This window comes from Methylobacterium durans (assembly GCF_003173715.1).
GTDB lineage: Bacteria > Pseudomonadota > Alphaproteobacteria > Rhizobiales > Beijerinckiaceae > Methylobacterium > Methylobacterium durans.
The window spans coordinates 93,573-111,304 of the sequence record NZ_CP029550.1 but is presented as its reverse complement, the minus strand read 5'-3'; the positions used below and the strand labels follow the sequence as shown (position 1 = coordinate 111,304).

General features: G+C 71.8%; 15 protein-coding genes and 4 pseudogenes. 9 read left to right on the top strand and 10 right to left on the bottom strand.

From position 1 onward, the window contains the following. Positions 1 to 73: 73 nt before the first annotated feature. The 4 genes from hisN to DK389_RS00405 all read left to right on the top strand — a co-directional run bounded on the left by hisN (position 74) and on the right by DK389_RS00405 (position 4,770). Positions 74 to 862: a histidinol-phosphatase gene (gene hisN / locus DK389_RS00420; protein ID WP_109886750.1), complete on the top strand. Its 789-nt coding sequence runs from the start codon at positions 74 to 76 to the stop codon at positions 860 to 862. 783 nt (positions 863 to 1,645) lie between these two features. Continuing rightward, entirely contained in the window at positions 1,646 to 2,155 is a 510-nt protein-coding gene (locus DK389_RS33670) for a hypothetical protein (protein ID WP_236960492.1), read from the top strand. A 73-nt stretch (positions 2,156 to 2,228) separates the two neighbouring features. Next, on the top strand, positions 2,229 to 3,674 hold the full coding sequence (locus DK389_RS00410; protein WP_109886748.1) for a YcjX family GTP-binding protein: 1,446 nt from the start codon (positions 2,229 to 2,231) through the stop codon (positions 3,672 to 3,674). A 70-nt stretch (positions 3,675 to 3,744) separates the two neighbouring features. Beyond that, complete coding sequence (locus tag DK389_RS00405) at positions 3,745 to 4,770, top strand: YcjF family protein (RefSeq protein WP_109886746.1); 1,026 nt, start codon at positions 3,745 to 3,747, stop codon at positions 4,768 to 4,770. A gap of 3 nt (positions 4,771 to 4,773) precedes the next feature. Here DK389_RS00405 and DK389_RS00400 read toward each other — a convergent pair whose 3' ends face one another. The 10 genes and pseudogenes from DK389_RS00400 to DK389_RS00355 form a co-directional block, all read right to left on the bottom strand. Beyond that, a complete protein-coding gene (locus DK389_RS00400) occupies positions 4,774 to 5,028 on the bottom strand; it encodes a hypothetical protein (protein ID WP_109886744.1) in 255 nt (84 codons plus the stop codon). A 135-nt stretch (positions 5,029 to 5,163) separates the two neighbouring features. Then, entirely contained in the window at positions 5,164 to 5,670 is a 507-nt protein-coding gene (locus DK389_RS00395; protein WP_109886742.1) for a hypothetical protein, read from the bottom strand. 178 nt (positions 5,671 to 5,848) lie between these two features. Next, positions 5,849 to 6,400, bottom strand: coding sequence for an RBBP9/YdeN family alpha/beta hydrolase (locus DK389_RS00390; protein ID WP_109886740.1), 552 nt, complete (start codon positions 6,398 to 6,400; stop codon positions 5,849 to 5,851). Positions 6,401 to 6,445: 45 nt separating this feature from the next. Beyond that, positions 6,446 to 7,531, bottom strand: a complete 1,086-nt coding sequence (locus DK389_RS00385) for an apurinic/apyrimidinic endonuclease family protein (protein WP_109886738.1) — start codon at positions 7,529 to 7,531, stop codon at positions 6,446 to 6,448. Between the two features lie 53 nt (positions 7,532 to 7,584). Continuing rightward, a pseudogene (locus DK389_RS00380) lies at positions 7,585 to 8,600 on the bottom strand (5-oxoprolinase subunit C family protein). Continuing rightward, a pseudogene (gene pxpB / locus DK389_RS00375) lies at positions 8,597 to 9,345 on the bottom strand (5-oxoprolinase subunit PxpB). The pseudogenes DK389_RS00380 and pxpB overlap by 4 nt, the downstream one beginning before the upstream one ends. Before the next feature lie 212 nt (positions 9,346 to 9,557). Continuing rightward, positions 9,558 to 10,118, bottom strand: coding sequence for a CsbD family protein (locus tag DK389_RS00370; protein WP_109886736.1), 561 nt, complete (start codon positions 10,116 to 10,118; stop codon positions 9,558 to 9,560). A gap of 309 nt (positions 10,119 to 10,427) precedes the next feature. Further along, positions 10,428 to 10,808 carry a DUF3618 domain-containing protein gene (locus DK389_RS00365; protein WP_109886734.1) on the bottom strand — a complete coding sequence of 127 codons (381 nt, stop codon included), beginning with the start codon at positions 10,806 to 10,808 and terminating at the stop codon, positions 10,428 to 10,430. A 5-nt stretch (positions 10,809 to 10,813) separates the two neighbouring features. Then, positions 10,814 to 11,224 (bottom strand): phage holin family protein, encoded by a 411-nt coding sequence (locus tag DK389_RS00360; protein WP_109895852.1) that lies wholly within the window; start codon positions 11,222 to 11,224, stop codon positions 10,814 to 10,816. A gap of 10 nt (positions 11,225 to 11,234) precedes the next feature. Further along, on the bottom strand, positions 11,235 to 11,738 hold the full coding sequence (locus DK389_RS00355) for a hypothetical protein (protein WP_109886732.1): 504 nt from the start codon (positions 11,736 to 11,738) through the stop codon (positions 11,235 to 11,237). Positions 11,739 to 12,147: 409 nt separating this feature from the next. On the opposite strand from DK389_RS00355, the gene DK389_RS34805 reads away from it, so the two are divergent. The 5 genes and pseudogenes from DK389_RS34805 (at position 12,148) to treZ (ending at position 17,657) form a co-directional block, all read left to right on the top strand. After that, positions 12,148 to 12,669: a trehalose-6-phosphate synthase gene (locus DK389_RS34805; protein WP_250645682.1), complete on the top strand. Its 522-nt coding sequence runs from the start codon at positions 12,148 to 12,150 to the stop codon at positions 12,667 to 12,669. Then, a pseudogene (locus DK389_RS34800) lies at positions 12,641 to 13,117 on the top strand (trehalose-6-phosphate synthase); the annotation flags it as partial. The gene DK389_RS34805 and the pseudogene DK389_RS34800, both read left to right, overlap by 29 nt. A 67-nt stretch (positions 13,118 to 13,184) precedes the next feature. Then, a complete protein-coding gene (locus tag DK389_RS33665; RefSeq protein ID WP_236961098.1) occupies positions 13,185 to 13,565 on the top strand; it encodes a trehalose-6-phosphate synthase in 381 nt (126 codons plus the stop codon). A gap of 35 nt (positions 13,566 to 13,600) precedes the next feature. After that, positions 13,601 to 15,682, top strand: a pseudogene (gene glgX / locus DK389_RS00345) (glycogen debranching protein GlgX); the annotation flags it as partial. 172 nt (positions 15,683 to 15,854) lie between these two features. Next, positions 15,855 to 17,657 carry a malto-oligosyltrehalose trehalohydrolase gene (gene treZ / locus DK389_RS00340; RefSeq protein WP_109886730.1) on the top strand — a complete coding sequence of 601 codons (1,803 nt, stop codon included), beginning with the start codon at positions 15,855 to 15,857 and terminating at the stop codon, positions 17,655 to 17,657. Positions 17,658 to 17,732 lie beyond the last annotated feature (75 nt).

The window sequence follows — 17,732 nt, the reverse complement described above, 5'->3', positions numbered from 1 at the left end:
GCCGCCGCTCCGAGCCCGCTTCCGTCTCCGGGAACACAGGGCCCGCGCGCCACCGACAGAGGGTGACTTGCCGATGAGCGTCGTCGATCTCGCGCGGTTCATGGACGATCTCGCCACGCAGTCGGGGCAGGCGATCCTGCCGTTTTTCCGGGCGCATTTCGGCCTCGACGACAAGGCGCGAGGCGGCGCCGCCTTCGACCCGGTCACCGAGGCCGACCGGGCGGCGGAGGTCGTGCTGCGCAACATGATTCGCCAGACCTTTCCGACACACGGCGTCCTCGGGGAGGAGTTCGGAGCGGAGCGGCTCGACGCCGAGTGCGTCTGGGTGCTCGATCCGATCGACGGGACCCGCGCCTTCATCGCCGGCCTGCCGACCTGGGGCACCCTGATCGGCCTGACCCGGGGCGGCATGGCGGTGCGTGGCCTGATGCACCAGCCCTTCCTCAACGAGCGCTTCTTCGGCGACGGGGCCAGCGCCAAGCTGCGCCACGCCCGCGGCGAGCGTACGCTCCGCACCCGCCGCTGCGAGAGCCTGAACGAGGCGATCCTCGCCACCACCGATCCGCGGCTCTTCGCCGAGGGCGAGGAAGCGGAGCGCTACCGGGCGATCGAGGGCAGCGTTCGGATGGCGCGCTACGGGGCCGATTGCTACGCCTATTGCATGCTGGCGGCCGGGCAGATCGACCTCGTGGTCGAGGCGGGCCTGAAGCCCTACGACATCGTCGCCCTGATCCCGATCGTGGAGGGCGCGGGCGGGGTCGTCACGACCTGGGACGGCGGACCGGCGACGCAGGGCGGCCGCGTCGTCGCGGCCGGGGACCGGCGCCTGCACGCGGCGGCGCTCGCCGCGCTCAATCCCTGACGCATGCGCTGACACGCGAAACCACCGGTTGAACCGAACACGGCGCTACGCCGTTGCCTGAGAGTGGCCAAGCTTCGCCGCGCCTCGAACCCTCGGCCTTCCAGCCTTGCTCCTCGCCGCGCTTCTCGTCCTGACGACCCTGACGCCCCGGATCGAGGCGGGGCTCGAGGCCGCGCGCGCCAGGGTTCGTGCCGCCGAGGCGTCCCTTCCGGTCCCGGCCACCGCGCCCGCGCCGCCGCGCTTCGCGGCCGAGGCGCGGGCCGTCACGAACTGGCGGCACGAGGCCGGAGCGGCGCTCCGCCCCGCCTCGCTGGCCCTGGTCGCGCGCTACGCAGCGACCGATCCGGCCTTCGTGGCGCGCTGCGTCAAGCTCAACAATTACTGGTGCATCAAGCAGGCCCGCTGGTCGGGCGAGCTCGGCGGCGATGCGGAGGGCCATACGGGCTTCGCCACGGCCGCGGACGGGGCGGACGCAGCCGCGCAGCTCCTGCGCCGGTACTATCGCGAATACGGGCGGCGCACGGCGCTCGCCATCGTGCGCCGCTGGGCTCCCGCCTCCTGCGGCCTGCTGGGGCCACGATCGCGCGGGGCCCCGTCCCGCGCACGCAAGCCGTCTCGGCGGCGCTCGCGCCCCAGGGCATCGGCCGGACGCTCCGCGCCCGCTTCCTCGCCCGGCACACCCGAGGCGGCGCGCCCCGCCGCGCGGTCGCGGCGACCCGGAAGCCCTCGTCCGCCGCGCCGCGGACAGCCCTGCGCGTCCAGCCCTGGTCGCCGTTGGCGCGGATGGCGGGCCACCCGGCCCGGCGCCCCGGGCGGGCGCCGCCTCTGCTGCGGCCGGTCCCCGATATCGCCGCCGGCGTCGCGACGGCTCCGGAGCGGGTGTCCGCCCGCACGGCACCCCAGCGCGGGGCCGACGACCCCGGCGCGCTGCTCGCCCGCCCCAGCCTGTCACCCGATCGGCTCGTCGCGGAATCGGCAGCTCTCCCGGCGATCGCCGCGGGCCTGCCGCTCCTCGATCTCCGCCTGCCTCCGCCGCTCTGCGCGACCGATGAGGTGCGTATCGCGAACTACGCGGCCCGCATCGCCGGAAGCGTCGGGCTGAAACCCGGCGACGACCTCAAGCTCTTCGACGAGGGGGGCGAGCCTCTGGCAAACCTCGCGCCGGTCATGCTCGCCATGTCGGGCGTCGAACTCGGCACCCTGCGGGCCGGTCCGGACCTCGTCGCGGCCGCGATCGCCCGCCTCGCGGCGGCGAGCGCGCGGACGGCTCCCGCGGCGGAGGCCGGCCGATAGGCTTTCAAGCCTTGCGGGCAGCGCACCCGCGCGCCACCTCAGCGGCCGGAAACGCAATCCACTGGACCCTGCCTTGCCCCTGACCAGCTTCGCCGCGCGCGCCGGATCGGCCGTGAAGGCCTTCGCCGAGGCCTCCAGCGACTTCCTGATCCAGCCGACCCTGCGGCTCGGCGTCACCGGGCTCGCGCGCTCCGGCAAGACGGTGTTCACGACGGCGCTGATCCACCACCTCGTCGAGACGCACGCGCTGCCCGCCTTCGCACCTGCGCAGGAGGGGCGGCTGCGCCGCGCCCGCCTCGTGCCGCAGCCGGACGACGACGTGCCGCGCTTCCCCTTCGAGGAGCATTTCGCGGCGCTCACCGAGGAACGGCGCTGGCCGCGCTCCACCGACCGGATCAGCCAGTTCCGCCTCGCGATCGAGTACGAGCGGGCCGGCGGCTGGCGTTCGGGGCCGGGCAGCCTGATGCTCGACGTGGTGGATTACCCGGGCGAGTGGCTCCTCGACCTCGCGCTGATCGAGCAGAGCTACACGACGTGGTCGCGCGCCACGATCGCGGGGACGCGGCGGGCGGGCCGCACCGCGATGGCAGCGCCCTGGCTCGCCATGCTCTCCGGACTCGACCCGAACGGCCCCCTCGACGAGCCGCTCGCCGAACGCGCGAGCGGCGCCTTCAAGAGCTATCTCGCCGCGCTCCGCGCCGGCCCCGAGGCGGTGGCGACGACGCCGCCCGGCCGCTTCCTGATGCCCGGCGACCTCGCGGGCTCGCCGGCGCTCACCTTCGCGCCCCTCGACCGGCTGCCCGAGACGCTGGCGCCGGACAGCCTCGCCGGCCTGATGGAGCGCCGCTTCGAAGCCTACAAGGCGAAGGTGGTCGAGCCCTTCTTCCGCGACCATTTCCAGCGGGTCGACCGGCAAATCGTCCTCGTTGACGTGCTGGCGGCGGTCGATGCGGGGCCGGCGGCCCTGGCCGAACTTGAGGAGGCGCTCGATTCCGTGCTGCTCAGCCTCAATATCGGGCGCAACTCGCTGCTCTCCCGCCTGTTCGCGCCCCGCGCCGACCGGGTGCTCTTCGCCGCCACCAAGGCCGACCATCTCCACCAGACGAGCCACGACCGGCTCGACGCGCTCCTGCGCCTTCTCGTCTCGCGGGCGATGCGCCGGACGGAGGCCGCGGGCGCCCGCGTCGGGACGGTGGCGCTCGCCTCGGTGCGTGCCACCCGCGAGACCATCGTGCACGAGGGCGACGCCACCTTCCGCGCCGTCACCGGAACGCCCGAGGCCGGCGAGGTGGTGGGCGACGAGACCTTCGACGGGCTCAGTGAGGCCGCGATCTTCCCCGGCGAGCTGCCCGCCCGGCCCGAAGCGGTGCTGGAGGGCGCGGTCGAGCCCGGCTCGCTGCGCTTTCCGCGCTTTCGCCCGCCGCTGGTACGCCCCGACGGACTCGGCCGCCCCGGCCACCTGCCGCAGATCCGGCTCGACCGGGCGATGCAGTTCCTAATCGGGGACCGGCTCGCGTGAGGGCCGCGTCCGCCTCGCCCCTTGTGGCCGGTCCGCATTCCGGCCGCCTTGCTCTCTCGGGATTCCTCGCATGAGTTCTTCCCAGCGCCCGCGCGCCTTCCGCATTCCGACGCCGGACAGCGCCCCCGAGGCCGGCGTCGCGCCGCCCCCAGCCCAGCCCTCCCAGGTCCGGATGGTCGAGGAGCCCTTCGAGATCGTCGACGCGGCGGACGGCACGCCGGTGCCGGTGGCGGGACGAGCCCGAACGCCTTGGGCCGCGCTGCTCCTGTCCGCCCTCGGCGGCCTCGTCGCCCTCGGCGTCGGGCTCTCGGTCGAGCGGCTGATCGCGGACCTGTTCCAGGCCGCGCCCTGGCTCGGCGGCGTGGCGCTGGCGCTCCTCGGGCTGGCGGCCGTGGCATTCCTCGCGATCGTCGGCCGCGAGATCGGCGGGCTCTGGCGGGAGCGGCGGATCGAGAAGCTGCGCGAGGCCGCGATCCAGGCGATCGCGACCCGCGACCACACCGGTGCGCAGGCGGTGGTGTGCGACCTTGCGGCCTTCTACGGCGACCGGGCGTCGCTTGCAGAGGGGCGCAAGCGCCTCGACGCCCTCGGCGACGCCATTCTCGACGTGGAGGACCGGATCGGCATCGCCGAGCGCGAACTCCTCGCGCCGCTCGACGCGCAGGCGCGCGGCGCCATCGCCACGGCCGCAAAGCAGGTCTCGGCGGTGACGGCGCTGAGCCCGCGGGCGATCGTCGACGTCGCGTTCGTGGTGTTCTCCGCCGTGCGGCTGCTGCGCCGGATCGCGGCGATCTACGGCGGGCGGCCCGGCTTCCTCGGCTTCCTGCGGCTCGCGCGCGCGGCGTTCGCCCATCTCACCGTCACCGGCGGCATGGCGGTCGGCGACAGCATGGTGCAGCAGGTGCTCGGGCTCGGCATCGCCGCCCGCGTCTCGGCAAAGCTCGGCGAGGGCGTGCTCAACGGCCTGATGACGGCCCGCTTCGGGCTCGCCGCGATCGCGGTCTGTCGTCCGCTGCCCTTCACCCGCGAGGCGCCCCCGCGGCTGGCGGACGTCGCGGGCGAACTCCTGCGCCCCGTCCAGGAGGAGCGCGGCTGACGCCTATTGTCCCGTGGCCAGCTTCTGGGCGGGGGCGGCCGGCGCGGCGGCGCGGCGGTTCTGGATGCGGCTGAACATGTTGCCGGTGTACTCGGCCGGCTTCGGCTTGTCGGCGGTGGCGACCTGAGCCTCGAAAGCCTCGATGCGCTTCAGGAGCGCCGCGTCGTTGAAGATCGAGCTGTTGAAGCTCGTGCTCGCGCGGGGCCCGAGGGCCGCCTGCACGGCGTCGAGGCGGGCCAGAAGCTCTTTTCTCGTCATGATCCCTCGCTCTGTGGGGCCGATCGGCCCGCCCCATCGAGCGCGAGGACGGTAAACGAAAGGTTAAGGCCACCCCCGGAAACGAGGGAGGCCCCCGCATTCCCGCGAGGGTCTTCCTCGATGGACGTCGACGACTCACCGGTAGCTCTGGCTCAACCCCCCGGCGTCCTTGGCCTCGGCGAGCTTGCCCTTGCAGGAATCGTCGCCCTTGGCGTCGAGGGCGCGGGCCTCGGCGAGCAGGTTCTTGGCCCGGCTCGCGCCGCTGTCGGCGTTGCCGGCCTCGGCCGGGTTCGCTGCGGCGGTCGGCTTGCCCTCCTGCTGACGGCGAACGTCCGCCGCCGAGGTGGCGCGGTTCGCCGCAGCGGCGTTCACCTCGTCATTGCCGCCGACGCCACCGGTCTTGCCGTCCTTGTTGAGGCTCGGCGCGCTCTCGGTGGCGGCGGTCTTGTCGCGCGAGGTCTTGGCGTCGGCCTTCGTGTCGGCGACGCTGCCGGAGACGGTGCCGGTGACGGCCGCGCCTGCAGCCGGGCTGCTCTCCAGCTGCTTGGCCACGGCTGCGATCTGGTCGGTGCAGGGCCCGGCGAGAACCGGGGTCGTCAGGCACGCGATCGCGAGGCCGGCGAGGATCCGTCCAGTCGTCATCTCAATCTCCGCGAATTCAGCAAGGCTATCGAGGCTACCGGCGCACAGCCGCAGCCGTCGTTCGCGGATGAAACCGGTTTGATCTGGATCAGTTCCCGATTTTTCCCGGGCCGACATTATCTTCGGGCCCGCATCGGCTTGCCAAACCGGCAAATCGAAGCGTGGCAACGTCCGCTGATCAGAGATTCTTCAGGAAGCCGGCGAGCCGCATCAGCCCCTCGGGCCAGGGGCCGTGCCCGCTCGCCACGTTGATGTGTCCCGACTCGCCCGCATCGACAATCACCGCGCCCCAGGCATAGGCGAAGTCCTCGGCCCGCTCGAAAGTGCAGTAGGGGTCGGTTCGGCTCGCCACGACGAGGGCGGGAAAGGGCAGGGGCTCCCGCGGGATCGGCGCGAAGGCGCGCACGCTCTCGGGCAGGTTCGGCGTCCGCTCGATGTCGGGCGGCGCGACGAGGACGGCACCCCGCACGATGCCGGCGGGCAGGCTCGGCGCGACCACGACGCTCGCGATGACGCCGAGGCTGTGCGCGATCAGGATAACGGGACGGGTCGCCGCGTCCACAGCCTCGCGGATCCGACCGCACCACGCCTCCGGCTCCGGCCGGTGCCAATCCGCCTGCTCGACGATGCGGGCCGTGGGAAGGCGGCTCGCCCAGCGCGCCTGCCAGTGCTCCTCCTCGGAGCCGGCGAGCCCCGGGATGACGAGGATGTCGCAATCGGCTGTCTTCATGGGGCATCGCGATAGCGGCTCGGCGCAGCGCCGTCGAGCCGCCCGTCACTCTGCCGCGACGGCGAGCGGTGCGATGCCGCCCGAGATCTGCGCCGCGATGCCGACGGAGGCGAGGTTCTTCGACTTCGCCTCGATCTCGAAATCCGTCCAGGCGAGATGGCGCGCGACGAGGGCGTTGAGCGCCCGGTTCCACATCAGGTCCGAATGGGCGGCGAGGTCCCGCCAGGAATGGCCGCCCGCGCGCAGGGCGGCGAAATCGGGTAGGCGGTCGGGATCGTGGTCGGGCAGGAGCGTCTCGCGGGAGACACTGATGTGGGAGACGGGGCGCACGTCGCGCCAGGATTCACGGATCCGGGCGATGCGGGGATCGTCGGGCTCGATATACGCGCCCCCGCTCTCGACCCAGTGATGATGGATGTCGAGGACGACAGGCACGAGGTCGGAGAGGCCGAGCACCGCGTCGAGTCCGAAGGAGGATTCGTCGTTCTCCACGGTGACGAGATCGCGGCCGACGCGGCTGACCTTCGGCAGGTTCGCCCGCCAGCCCTCGGTGCCAGGGTCGCGGGCGCCGACATGGATGTTGATATGGGCGCCGTGCGGGTGCCAGCCGGTGCCGTAACCCATCATGTCCATGATCTCGGCGTGATAGTCGAGCTCCTCGATGCCGTTCTGCAGGGCCGCCTCGTTGCGTGACGCGAGGATGCAGAATGGGCCGGGATGCAGGCTGAGGCGCACGCCGAGGCCGCGCGCCCGCGCGCCGATCTCGGCGAGGCCGGTCTCGACCACCCCACGCAATTCGGGCTCCGCGTAGAACGGCTTGACGGACGGGTGGGTGTAGCCGGGCAGGATCGAGCTCGCCATCCGCAGGAGCCGCTCCAGGGGCGGACGCGCGCCCACCCACTCCACCTGCCGCGCGAGGGCGACGAGATTGTGCCCCACGATCTCGCCGAGCTTCGCCCGCGCCGCGATCGGCGACTGGCGCTGGAGATAGGCCATCGTCACGCTGGTGACGTTCATGGCAAGCGCCGCCTCCTTGGCGGCCTTGACGGTCTTGTGGGTACCCGGCGGCTCGTCGGGGATGAACTTGCAGCAGAAGCCGAGGCGGGGGGTGTCGCGGGTCTCGTCGCTCATGGGGCGACAACGCGGATCGGGCGATTTCGACGCAACCGCGCCCGCGGATACCGTCAGGGTGCCAGCGCGTCGACGGCGTTCCCAGCGAGGTTTGCCGCCATCAGCCGCTCGTCACGGGAGACGACCGACCGCAACCGTCCGGGCAGGCTGGCCTCCAGCGCCGCCGCCTCGCGGGCGAGGGCGACGGCATGGTCCACGGAGACCGGCGCGAAGCCGAGGCGCTCGCCGGGCCGGCGCTGCGCGACGCGGCGCAGGTCGGCCGAGATCACGGTCGCGATCTTCGGGTAGCCGCCGGTGGTCTGGCGGTCCGCCAACAGGATGATCGGCAGGCCGCTGCCGGGCACCTGGATCGAGCCCGCGACGGTGGCGTCGGAGACGATGTTGAAGCCGCGCTCTCCGTGGCGAATGGGCGGTCCGTCGAGCTGGTAGCCCATCCGGTCGGCCCGGTTCGACACCGTGTAGGCAGCGGCGAGAAAGGATGCGACGGCGTCATCCGGAAAATGATCGGCTTGAGGACCCAGCACGACGCGCACCGGCTCGTCCGCGTCGAGGGGCAGCGGGCCGAGCACCCGATCCGCCATCGCGCCCGCGCAGGCGGCGACAGGCAGGCGGTCACCCGCACGCAAGGCACGGCCGTCGATGCCGCCGAGGCCCGCCCGCAGGTGGAGGGCGCGGCTCCCGAGGCTGTCTGGCACGCCTATCCCGCCGGCCACGGCGAGATAGGCGAACAGGCCCTGCCGCGGCGGCGTGAGCGCCAGTGTCGCGCCTTCCGGCAGACGAAGGGAGTGATGGTCGCCCACGGTCTCGTCGTCGATCGAGAGGCCGAAGGGGCGCCAGCGAGCGCGAAACGCACCGCGCCGCCGACCGCGCGTAGCCGCGCGCCGGACAGGGCGAGTTCGACGGCCGCCAGCGCCGGCGCGTTCCCGACGAGGGCGTTGGCCGCCGCCAGCGCGAGGCGGTCCATCGGCCCCGAGCCCGAGAGGCCCTGGCGCTGGTAGCCGCGCCGTCCGCCATCCTGCAGGCCGGTCGCCGGCCCGCATTCGAGCACGAGGAGATGGGCGTGGCTCACGCGGCCGCCTCGGCGAGCTCCGCCACCACCTCGCCCGCAGCCGCCGCTCGATCGAGGGCTTCCCAGCGTCCGGGATCGGTCGGCACGAAGCGGATCGCGTCGCCGGGCTCGAACAGGAAGACCGGCTCGCGCGACGGCGCGAAGCTGCGCACGGGGGTGCGGCCGAGCAGATGCCAGCCGCTCGGCGCCGCGATGCTGGCGACGAGCGCCTGCGCGCCGCCGATCGAGATCGTGCCGGCCGGCGTCACCGGTCGCGGATTCGGCCGTCGGGACAGGGCGAGGCCGGGATCGAGGCCAGCGAGGTAGGCGTAGCCCGGCAGGAAGCCGAGCATCACGACCCGATATTCGGGGGCGGCATGCCGCTCCACGACCAGCCGCGGCGGGATGCCGTGGCGTTCGGCGACCGCGTCGAGATCGATGCCGTGCTCGCCCCCGTAGACGACGGGCACGCGCCAGAGCCGCCGCCGTGCCGGGACGGGAAGGGGGCCACGCGCGAGGTCCCGCACCGCCGCCTCGACGGCGGCAGGATCGGTTTCGAGCGGGTCGATGTGGAGGGTGAGGGAGCGGTAGGTCGGCACCGTCTCGACGAGGCCGGAAGGCCCGCGGCGAGCACCCGGGCTTCGAGCGCGAGGACGGCCGCGTTGAGGGCAGGGTCGATCGTATCCCCGACCTCTACGGTGAGCGCGGTGTCCCCGCAGGGCAGGATGCGCAGGGCGTGTTCGCTTGCGGGTTCCGGGGAGGACATGGATGCGGGGCGGCCTGGCACCGCGGGAGCGGGGCGATCGGTCTCAGCCTAACACGATCCGCGACAGGGCGAGGCAGGCGAACCGCGCGGCCGACAGCGATGAATGCCACGGCTCCGATCCACGCCGCCGGAAGCATCAAGGCCTCGGATACGGAACTCAGGAAAATGGGCGACGCGATGCGCCGCCCCGTCTCCCTTCCATCGCTGTCGGCTCAGAGCCGGTGCGCCGCCCGCTCCTCACCCTGATAGGCCGGCCCCGGCTCCGCGCCCGCGCGCTGGGCGGAGGCGTTCAGGTTGTCCGGGTCGAGGGCGTTCTCGACGAACTCGCGGCCGCGGTCGGCGAAGTCGCGGGCATAGCGCAGCCCGTGGCCGCGGAGCTCGTCCGCGTAGGGACCGAGGTTGCGGTCCTCGCCGCGTGTCCGCGGCAGCAGCGCGCCGAGGAGGAGACCGGCCGCCAGGCCCACGACACCGACGAGAAGGGGGTTCTCCTGCACGAACTGCTCGGCATTGGTGCGGTGGCCTCGCAGGCGCTCCTGGCCGCGGGCCGCGAGATCCTCGACCCGGCGGCGCTGATCGCGCTGCATGTCCGAGATCCAGTCGCGGGCGTCGCCGTAGGCGTCCGAGGCGCGCGCGCGCACGTCATCGGCCGCGCCGAGCACGCGGTCCCGCGCCTGCCCCGCGAGATCCGACGCCTTGTCGGCCACCTGGCCGGCCACGCCCTCGGCGCGCCCCGTCGTGCCGCTTCCGGCGCCGCGGACCTCATGGCGCGGCATCGCGGACGTCCCGCCCGGATCGCGGCTGCCGGTGGGATCCGGGCGGAAGCTGAAATCCTGCGGCTTCGCGTGAGGGTCCGTCCGCCCGGCACCGAGGGGATCGTGGCTGCCGGTCGGGTCGGGCCGCAGGCTGAAATCCTGCTCCTTCGCGTGCGGGTCGAGACTGCCCGCCGGGATCGGGGTGACCCCTGCGGCGATGTCCTCGGGACGGGGCGGCCGTTCTGCTGCGGCTTGCCGGTGTCACTCATGGCGTACTCCTGTCATCTCGATGCGGGCGCTCGCGTCGACAAGGACGCGTCGGCTGCGCCGTCAGATCTGGGTTTCCTCGGCGAGTTCCCGGGCCGGGCGGCCCGCGAGCAGGTCGGGGTCGTAGACGCGGGCCGCCCCCGTATTGAGGACCGGCACCCGTTCGGCGGAACGGCGCGCCCGCCGCAGCCGGCCGGAGCGGGCCGCATCGTCCTGCATCCGAAACAGCAACCAACCGAGCCCGGCTGCGATCAGCATCACGGGTACGGGGTTGCGGCGGACCGCGTCGAGCGCGCCCTCGTAGACGCCGTTGAGCGGCGTCTTGCGGGCACTGCCCAGCATCTCGTCGACGAGACTCGACGGGGAGAGGCGGTTCTGGATGCGGTCGATCGTGGTGTCGAGGCGGGCCCGGCTCTCCTCGATCTCCCGCTCCAACTCGTTCATCGAACTCATCCGGAGACCCTCTCTGACAGGGCGCGGGCGTCCTGGCGGACCTGGCGCGTGGTGCGGGTTGGCGCGAGCGTCGAGAGCGACATGGCGCTACGACCCCAGAGCGCCATGCCGATCGCGATCACCAGCAGCACGCCGCCGACGATGAGCGCCGACAGCCACTCGGAGCCGACGATCGTCGCGAGCCATTTCACGAAGGCGCCGATCAGCACGAGGAGCGACACGACCGCGAAGACGGCCGCTCCCACGAGGCAGGCGAGGCCAATGAAGAGGGAGCGCACGTTGCTCGCCATCTCGGCGCGGAACAGCGCGATCTCCTTGCGCGCGAGTTCGTTCGTCTCGCGCAGGGCATCGCCGACGAGGCTCTGGATGCTCGTGGGCGAACCGGGTGGGGGAGGTCCGTTCGACATCGCGAATCCCTCAGGCGTTCCGGTCGTCGAAGCGGTCGCGATCATAGCGGGCGTCCGGCGGCAGGCTCGACGACTTGATGAAACGGGCGGCGATGAAGCCCGCCACGAAGGTGCCGACCGCCACCGCGACCGGCGCACGGCGCGCGAACGCCTCCGCATCCTCGTAGAAATCCGCGAAGCTGCGCGCCTCGATCGAGCCGCCGAGCGTCTCCAGCCCTTCCGCCGCGCTGTCGAAGAACGCCTTGATGTTGGGGCGATCGTCGAAGGTCCTGCTCGAGTCGCGGAGCGTCTTGGCGAGGTCGTTGACCGACTGGGCAGCGTCGGTCTTGCGCCGGTCCACATAATCCTGCGCCTGTGCGCGGGCGGCGTCGAGCAGGCCGCGCCCGCGCTCCACCGCGGTGTCCCGGATGTCCTCGACATCGTGCTTCAGCTCGCGCCAATTGGCCGGGTCGCCCGTGCCCGCGGCACCCGGATCGGAACCCGCGGAAGGGTTGGGAGACGCGTTCGCGGCCATGGGCTTACTCCTTGCACTCGGGAAGCGAGGGGTCGTGTCGGCTGAGTAACCGCCCCGGTCGTTCGCGGTTCCGCAGAGCAGCGCGCCCTGGCCTCTCCGCGAGCCCGGCGGCGCGCGCGGCTCAGCGTTCGTTCAGACAAGGCCGGGCATGATCGGCCAAGCTTGCACGTTCAGCGGGAATTCGGAGCTTGACCTTGCGCGTGTGGGGCGCCGATCCGCGGAGGATGCCGCGAGACGACCGGCATTTTTCTTCGTGCGGCCCGGGAAACTGCATCTTGACCCGCAGGGTCCGATCGCGCTTGGCTAGGGTCAACGGATCGCGCTCGGCTTCCGCGCGTTCACCCGAGGAAACGTTATGGTCGAGCGCGGGCCTCCTCGCGCTCGCGCTCTGAGGACCGGAGCCGGCTTCGTGGCACGCCTTGTCATCGTATCGAACCGCGTTGCAGTCCCCGAGGAGGGCGGCAAGGCGGTCGCAGCCGGCGGCCTCGCGGTCGCGGTGAAGGAGGCCTTCACCGCCTACGAGGGGCTCTGGTTCGGCTGGAGCGGCAACATCGTCGAGGAGCCCTCCGAGGAGCCCACGCTGATCGATCGAGGCCGCGTCCAGTACGCCGTCGTCGACCTCTCCCCGCAGGATCACCGGGAATATTACGCCGGCTTCGCCAACCGGGCGCTCTGGCCGATCATGCATTACAGGCTCGGGCTCGGCGCCTTCTCGCGCTCGGATTATGCCGGGTATTGCCGGGTCAACCGCATCTTCGCGCGCCAGCTCGCCAAGCTGATCGAGCCCGACGACATCATCTGGGTGCACGATTACCACCTGCTGCCCCTCGCCTCGGAGCTGCGCGCCCGGCATCGCCAACCCGATCGGCTATTTCCACCACATCCCCTGGCCGGCGGCCGACGTGTTCAACTCGCTGCCCGCGAGCGGTGACCTCCTGCGCGCCATCGCCGATTACGACCTGATCGGCCTCCAGACCGATCCGGACGTGCAGAACCTGCACCGCAATCTCTGCGACACGCTGGGCAATCCCGCTCGGCGGCGGCTCGCTGATGGTGGACGGGCGCCGCACCCGCATCCGCTCCTCCCGATCGGCATCGACGTCGCCGGCTTCAAGGAGGCGGCCGACAAAGCCGGCTCCAACAAGACCGTGCGAGACACGATCGCCGGGCTGCGCACCCGCAAGCTCCTGATCGGCGTCGATCGGCTCGACTATTCGAAGGGCGTGCCCGAACGCATGGAGGCGGTGAACCGCTTCTTCGCCTCCAACCCCGACCAGCGCGGCAACGTCGTCTATATCCAGATCACCCCGAAATCGCGCAGCGAGGTGCCGGAATACGAGCAGCTGTCCCGCGAGGTGAACGAGACGGTCGGAGAGATCAACGGCTCGCTCGGCGAGCCGGCCTGGACGCCGATCCAGTACGTCACCAAGGCCTATCCCCCGCGCCGTGCTCGCCGGACTCTACCGGGCGGCCCGGGTTGGCCTCGTGACACCGATGCGCGACGGCATGAACCTCGTCGCCAAGGAATACGTCGTCGCCCAGAGCGACGAGGATCCGGGCGTGCTGGTTCTCTCGAAGTTCGCAGGCGCGGCACGCCAATTGCCAGAGGCGATCCTCGTCAACCCGTACGACCATTTCGAGGTCGCCGAGGCGATCCGGACCGCCCTCTACATGCCGCGGGGCGAGCGGCTGGAGCGCTGGCGGCCGATGGCCGAGCGGATGAAGCGCGAGGACGTGGATTGGTGGGCGCGCAACTTCCTCTCGGAACTCGAGAACTTCCGCACCGTCGAGCGCGAGCCGCCGACGGCCGCCGCAGCGGCGGAATAACCTCGCGCACGCCGCCGGCTGCCTGAGCACGCCCGATGATCGGCCTCGACGACGGCGTGCCGGCTCCCCTCGGAGCGCATTTCGACGGCCGCGGCGTCAATTTCGCGCTGTTCTCCGAGCACGCCACCGCCGTCGACCTCTGCCTGTTCGAGCCGCATGAGCGGCACGAGACGCGCACGATCCGGCTGCCCTGCCGCACGGACGACGTCTGGCACGGGTACCTGCGCGGCATCCTGCCGGGCCAGCTTTACGGCTACCGCGTCCACGGCCCTGGGATCCGGCGAACGGACACCGCTTCAACGCGGCCAAGCTCGTCCTCGACCCCTACGCGCGGGAGATCGCGGGCCGCATCCACTGGCATGATTCCCTCTACGGGCATCGCCGCGGCCTGCAGCGGCCCGACCAGATCGACCGTCGCGACAGCGCACTCCACATGCCGAAGGGCGTGGTGACGGCTCCCGAGGTGCCGGACCTCGCGCTTCAGCCGGTGCGCCGGCCCCTCTCCGAGACGGTGATCTACGAGGCGCACGTCAAGGCGCTGACGATGACCCATCCGGATGTGCCGGAGACCGAGCGGGGCACCTACGCGGCGCTCGCGCACCCCGCCATCATCGAGCACCTGTGGAAGCTCGGCGTCACCGCGCTCGAATTGCTGCCGATCCAGGCCTTCGCCGACGACCGCTTCCTGGTCGAGCGCGGCCTCGTCAATTTCTGGGGCTACTCGCCGCTCAACTATTTCGCGCCCGACCCGCGCTACCTCGGCGAGCCCGGCATTCCAGGGCTGAAGGCCGCCATCCGGGAGCTGAACGCGGCCGGCATCGAGACCATCCTCGACGTTGTCTACAACCACACGGCGGAGGCAGACCACACCGGCCCGACGCTGTCATTCCGGGGCATCGACAACGCGAGCTATTACAAGTTGAATCCGGAGGATCCGCGCCGGGAGATCGACTGCACCGGCTGCGGCAACACCTTCGACGTGGCGCATCCCCGCGTGATGCAACTCGTGCTGGATTCGCTGCGCCACTGGGTGACCGCCTACGGCGTCGCGGGCTTCCGCTTCGACCTCGCCTCGTCGCTCGGCCGCGCGCCGCACGATTTCTCCCCCCGCGCCGCCTTCTTCCAGGCCGCCGCGCAGGACCCGGTGCTGGCCGCGTCAAGCTCATTGCCGAGCCCTGGGACATCGGCATGGGCGGCTACCAGCTCGGCGGCTATCCCCGGGCTGGAGCGAGTGGAACGACCAGTTCCGCGACAGCGTGCGCGGCTTCTGGCGGGGCGACCGCGGCGAGTTGCCGAAGCTCACGCAGGGGCTCGCGGGCTCGCGGGAGATCTTCGCGCCCTCCGGCCGCTCGCCGCTGGCCAGCATCAACTTCGCGGCGAGCCACGACGGCTACACGCTCGCCGACGTCGTGGCCTACGAGGAGAAGCACAACGAGGGCAACGGCGAGGAGAACCGCGACGGCCACGGCCACAACGTCTCGCGCAATTACGGCGTCGAGGGACAGACGGAGGATCCCGAGATCCTGGCCCTGCGCGCCCGGCAGGTGCGCAACATGCTGGCGACGATCTTCCTCGCGCAGGGCGTGCCGATGCTGCTGATGGGCGACGAGCGCGGACGCACGCAGGCCGGCAACAACAACGCCTATTGCCAGGACAACCCGGTGAGCTGGATGGACTGGACGCGGGATCCCGATCCGGATCTCGCCGCCTTCGTCGCGAACCTGACGCGGCTGCGGCGCGGGCAGCCGGCCCTGCGCCGCCGCAGCTTCCTCGACGGTGCCCGCCTCGTCCCGGACGAGCCCCTGCGCGACGTCCACTGGCTGGCCCCGGACGGCGAGGAGATGGGCGCCGAGGATTGGGGCGACGCGGACCGTCAAGCCTTCGGCATGCAGATCGGCAACGACCACGCGCACGGCGACCGCCTGCTCGTCCTCGTCAACGGGTCCGAAGCCTCGTGCGCGTTTCGCCTCGGCCCGGCGATCGGCGGGCCCTGGACGCCCGTCTTCGACACGGCATCGCCGACGGGCGCGATCCCGCGAAGATCCGACGCCTACCGCGAGGAGGCCCGGGTCAACCTGCCCGCCCGCTCCCTCCTCGTCCTCACCGCACCGAACCTCCGGGCGCCGGCCGCCCGTGAGATTTTAGGGCCGCGTCCCGGCGGGCGCCGGTTGTCGGGCGCTGCCGTCGCCTTAGTTGCGGTGCGGGGAACCAGACCGACGGGGGCAAGCTTCTCAGGGAGGCGGAGCCCGACACGCCAGCTCAATTGCGACAGACGAGGATGGTGGCCTGATGCGGCGCGCCCACACGATGGCCTTTGGCAGCGAGATCGTTCCGGACGGCGTGCGCTTCCGCCTCTGGGCGCCCACCGCGCAGGACGTCGTCCTCGTGGCCGACGGGGCCGAACACGCCTTCCCCGCCTCGGAGGATGGCTGGCACGAGGCGACCGCCCAGGGCGCCAAGGCCGGGACCCGCTACGGCTTCCGCATAGACAACGACCTCGTCGTGCCGGACCCGGCCTCGCGCTTCCAGCCCGACGACGTCTCCGGCCTCAGCGAGGTGATCGACCCGAACAGCTTCTCCTGGACGGACAGCGCCTGGACCGGCCGCCCCTTCGAGGAGGCCGTGATCTACGAGCTGCATGTCGGGACCGCGACGCCGGAGGGCACCTATGCGGGCCTGGAGAAGCGCCTGGAGGATCTGCGGGATCTCGGCGTCACCGCGATCGAGCTTCTGCCGGTCGCCGACTTCAAGGGCAGCCGCAACTGGGGCTACGATGGGGTGCTCCCCTACGCGCCTGACGCCGCCTACGGCCGGCCCGAGGATCTGAAGCGCCTGATCGACCGGGCGCACGCCCTCGGGCTGATGGTCTTCCTCGACGCCGTCTACAATCATTTCGGCCCGGCCGGGAACTACCTGCACGCCTACGCAAAGACCTTCTTCACGGAACGGCACCAGACGCCCTGGGGAGCGGGCATCAACTTCGACGGCGCCGAGAGCGGCCACGTCGTGCGCCAGTACTTCCTCCAGAACGCCCTCTACTGGCTGGAGGAGTATCATTTCGACGGCCTGCGTTTCGACGCGGTCCACGCGATCCTCGACGATTCCGAGCGCCATTTCCTGGCCGAACTCGGAGAAACCGTGCGCGAGCGGCTGCCGAACCGCAACGTCCACCTCATCCTCGAGAACGAGGCGAACCAGGCGCGCTGGCTGGAACGCGACGACGCCGGCACGCCTCGCCAGCACAGTGCGCAATGGGCGGACGATCTCCACCATTGCTGGCACGTGCTGCTGACGGGCGAGGACGCGGGCTACTACGCGAGCTTCAGCGACCGGCCCGTCGAGCACCTCGCCCGCTGCCTGTCCGAGGGCTTCGCCTATCAGGGAGAGCCCTTCAGGACCCTCGACAACCACCCGCGCGGCGAGCCCTCGGGACACCTGCCGCCCTCGGCCTTCGTCACCTTCCTGCAAAACCACGATCAGGTCGGCAACCGCGCCCTCGGCGAGCGCCTGAGCGAGCTCGCCGACCAGGGCAGGCTCGCCCTCGCCCGCGCCGGGTTCCTGCTGGCGCCGCAGATCCCAATGCTCTGGATGGGCGAGGAATGGTCGGCCTCGACGCCGTTCCTGTTCTTCGTCGATTTCGCGCCGGACGAAGACCTGAACCGGGCCGTTCGCGAGGGCAGGCGGCGCGAGTTCAAGAGCTTCGCGGCCTTCGCCGACGACACCTCCGTGATCCCGGACCCGACCGAGGCGAAGACCTTCACGGATTCGAAGCTCGACTGGTCCGAGCGCGAGCGCTCGCCCCACCGCGAGGTTCTGGCCGACACGACGCGCCTCCTCGCCCTGCGCCGCGAGATCGTGGTGCCGCTGACGAAGACCCGCTACCGCGGCGCGACCGCGACCCTGCCGCGACCCGATGTGGTGGACTGCACCTGGCGCTTCGCCGGCGGCAGCTACCGCTTCGTCGCCAATGTCGGCTCGGAGCCCTTCGCGTCCGAGCTCGCGGGCGGGCGCGTATTCTGGACGAACGCCCCGGACCGGAGCGGACAGCTGCCCGGCTGGACCGGCCTCTTTCTGAGCGAGAGTGCCGCGTGAGGGGGCGGAGCATCTTCGCCGCTGAGGACCGCACGGTTGCCCTCTCCCGTTCGGGGGAGGCGGTTCCCGCACTCG

What these genes read in the sequence shown, in the direction of transcription:
- hisN (WP_109886750.1), top strand. Translation starts at nt 74, where the DNA reads ATGAGCGTCGTCGATCTCGCGCGGTTCATGGACGATCTCGCCACGCAG.
- DK389_RS33670 (WP_236960492.1), top strand. Translation starts at nt 1,646, where the DNA reads ATGGCGGGCCACCCGGCCCGGCGCCCCGGGCGGGCGCCGCCTCTGCTG.
- DK389_RS00405 (WP_109886746.1), top strand. Translation starts at nt 3,745, where the DNA reads ATGAGTTCTTCCCAGCGCCCGCGCGCCTTCCGCATTCCGACGCCGGAC.
- DK389_RS00400 (WP_109886744.1), bottom strand. Translation starts at nt 5,028, where the DNA reads ATGACGAGAAAAGAGCTTCTGGCCCGCCTCGACGCCGTGCAGGCGGCC.
- DK389_RS00395 (WP_109886742.1), bottom strand. Translation starts at nt 5,670, where the DNA reads ATGACGACTGGACGGATCCTCGCCGGCCTCGCGATCGCGTGCCTGACG.
- DK389_RS00390 (WP_109886740.1), bottom strand. Translation starts at nt 6,400, where the DNA reads ATGAAGACAGCCGATTGCGACATCCTCGTCATCCCGGGGCTCGCCGGC.
- DK389_RS00385 (WP_109886738.1), bottom strand. Translation starts at nt 7,531, where the DNA reads ATGAGCGACGAGACCCGCGACACCCCCCGCCTCGGCTTCTGCTGCAAG.
- DK389_RS00370 (WP_109886736.1), bottom strand. Translation starts at nt 10,118, where the DNA reads ATGCCGCGCCATGAGGTCCGCGGCGCCGGAAGCGGCACGACGGGGCGC.
- DK389_RS00365 (WP_109886734.1), bottom strand. Translation starts at nt 10,808, where the DNA reads ATGAACGAGTTGGAGCGGGAGATCGAGGAGAGCCGGGCCCGCCTCGAC.
- DK389_RS00360 (WP_109895852.1), bottom strand. Translation starts at nt 11,224, where the DNA reads ATGTCGAACGGACCTCCCCCACCCGGTTCGCCCACGAGCATCCAGAGC.
- DK389_RS00355 (WP_109886732.1), bottom strand. Translation starts at nt 11,738, where the DNA reads ATGGCCGCGAACGCGTCTCCCAACCCTTCCGCGGGTTCCGATCCGGGT.
- treZ (WP_109886730.1), top strand. Translation starts at nt 15,855, where the DNA reads ATGCGGCGCGCCCACACGATGGCCTTTGGCAGCGAGATCGTTCCGGAC.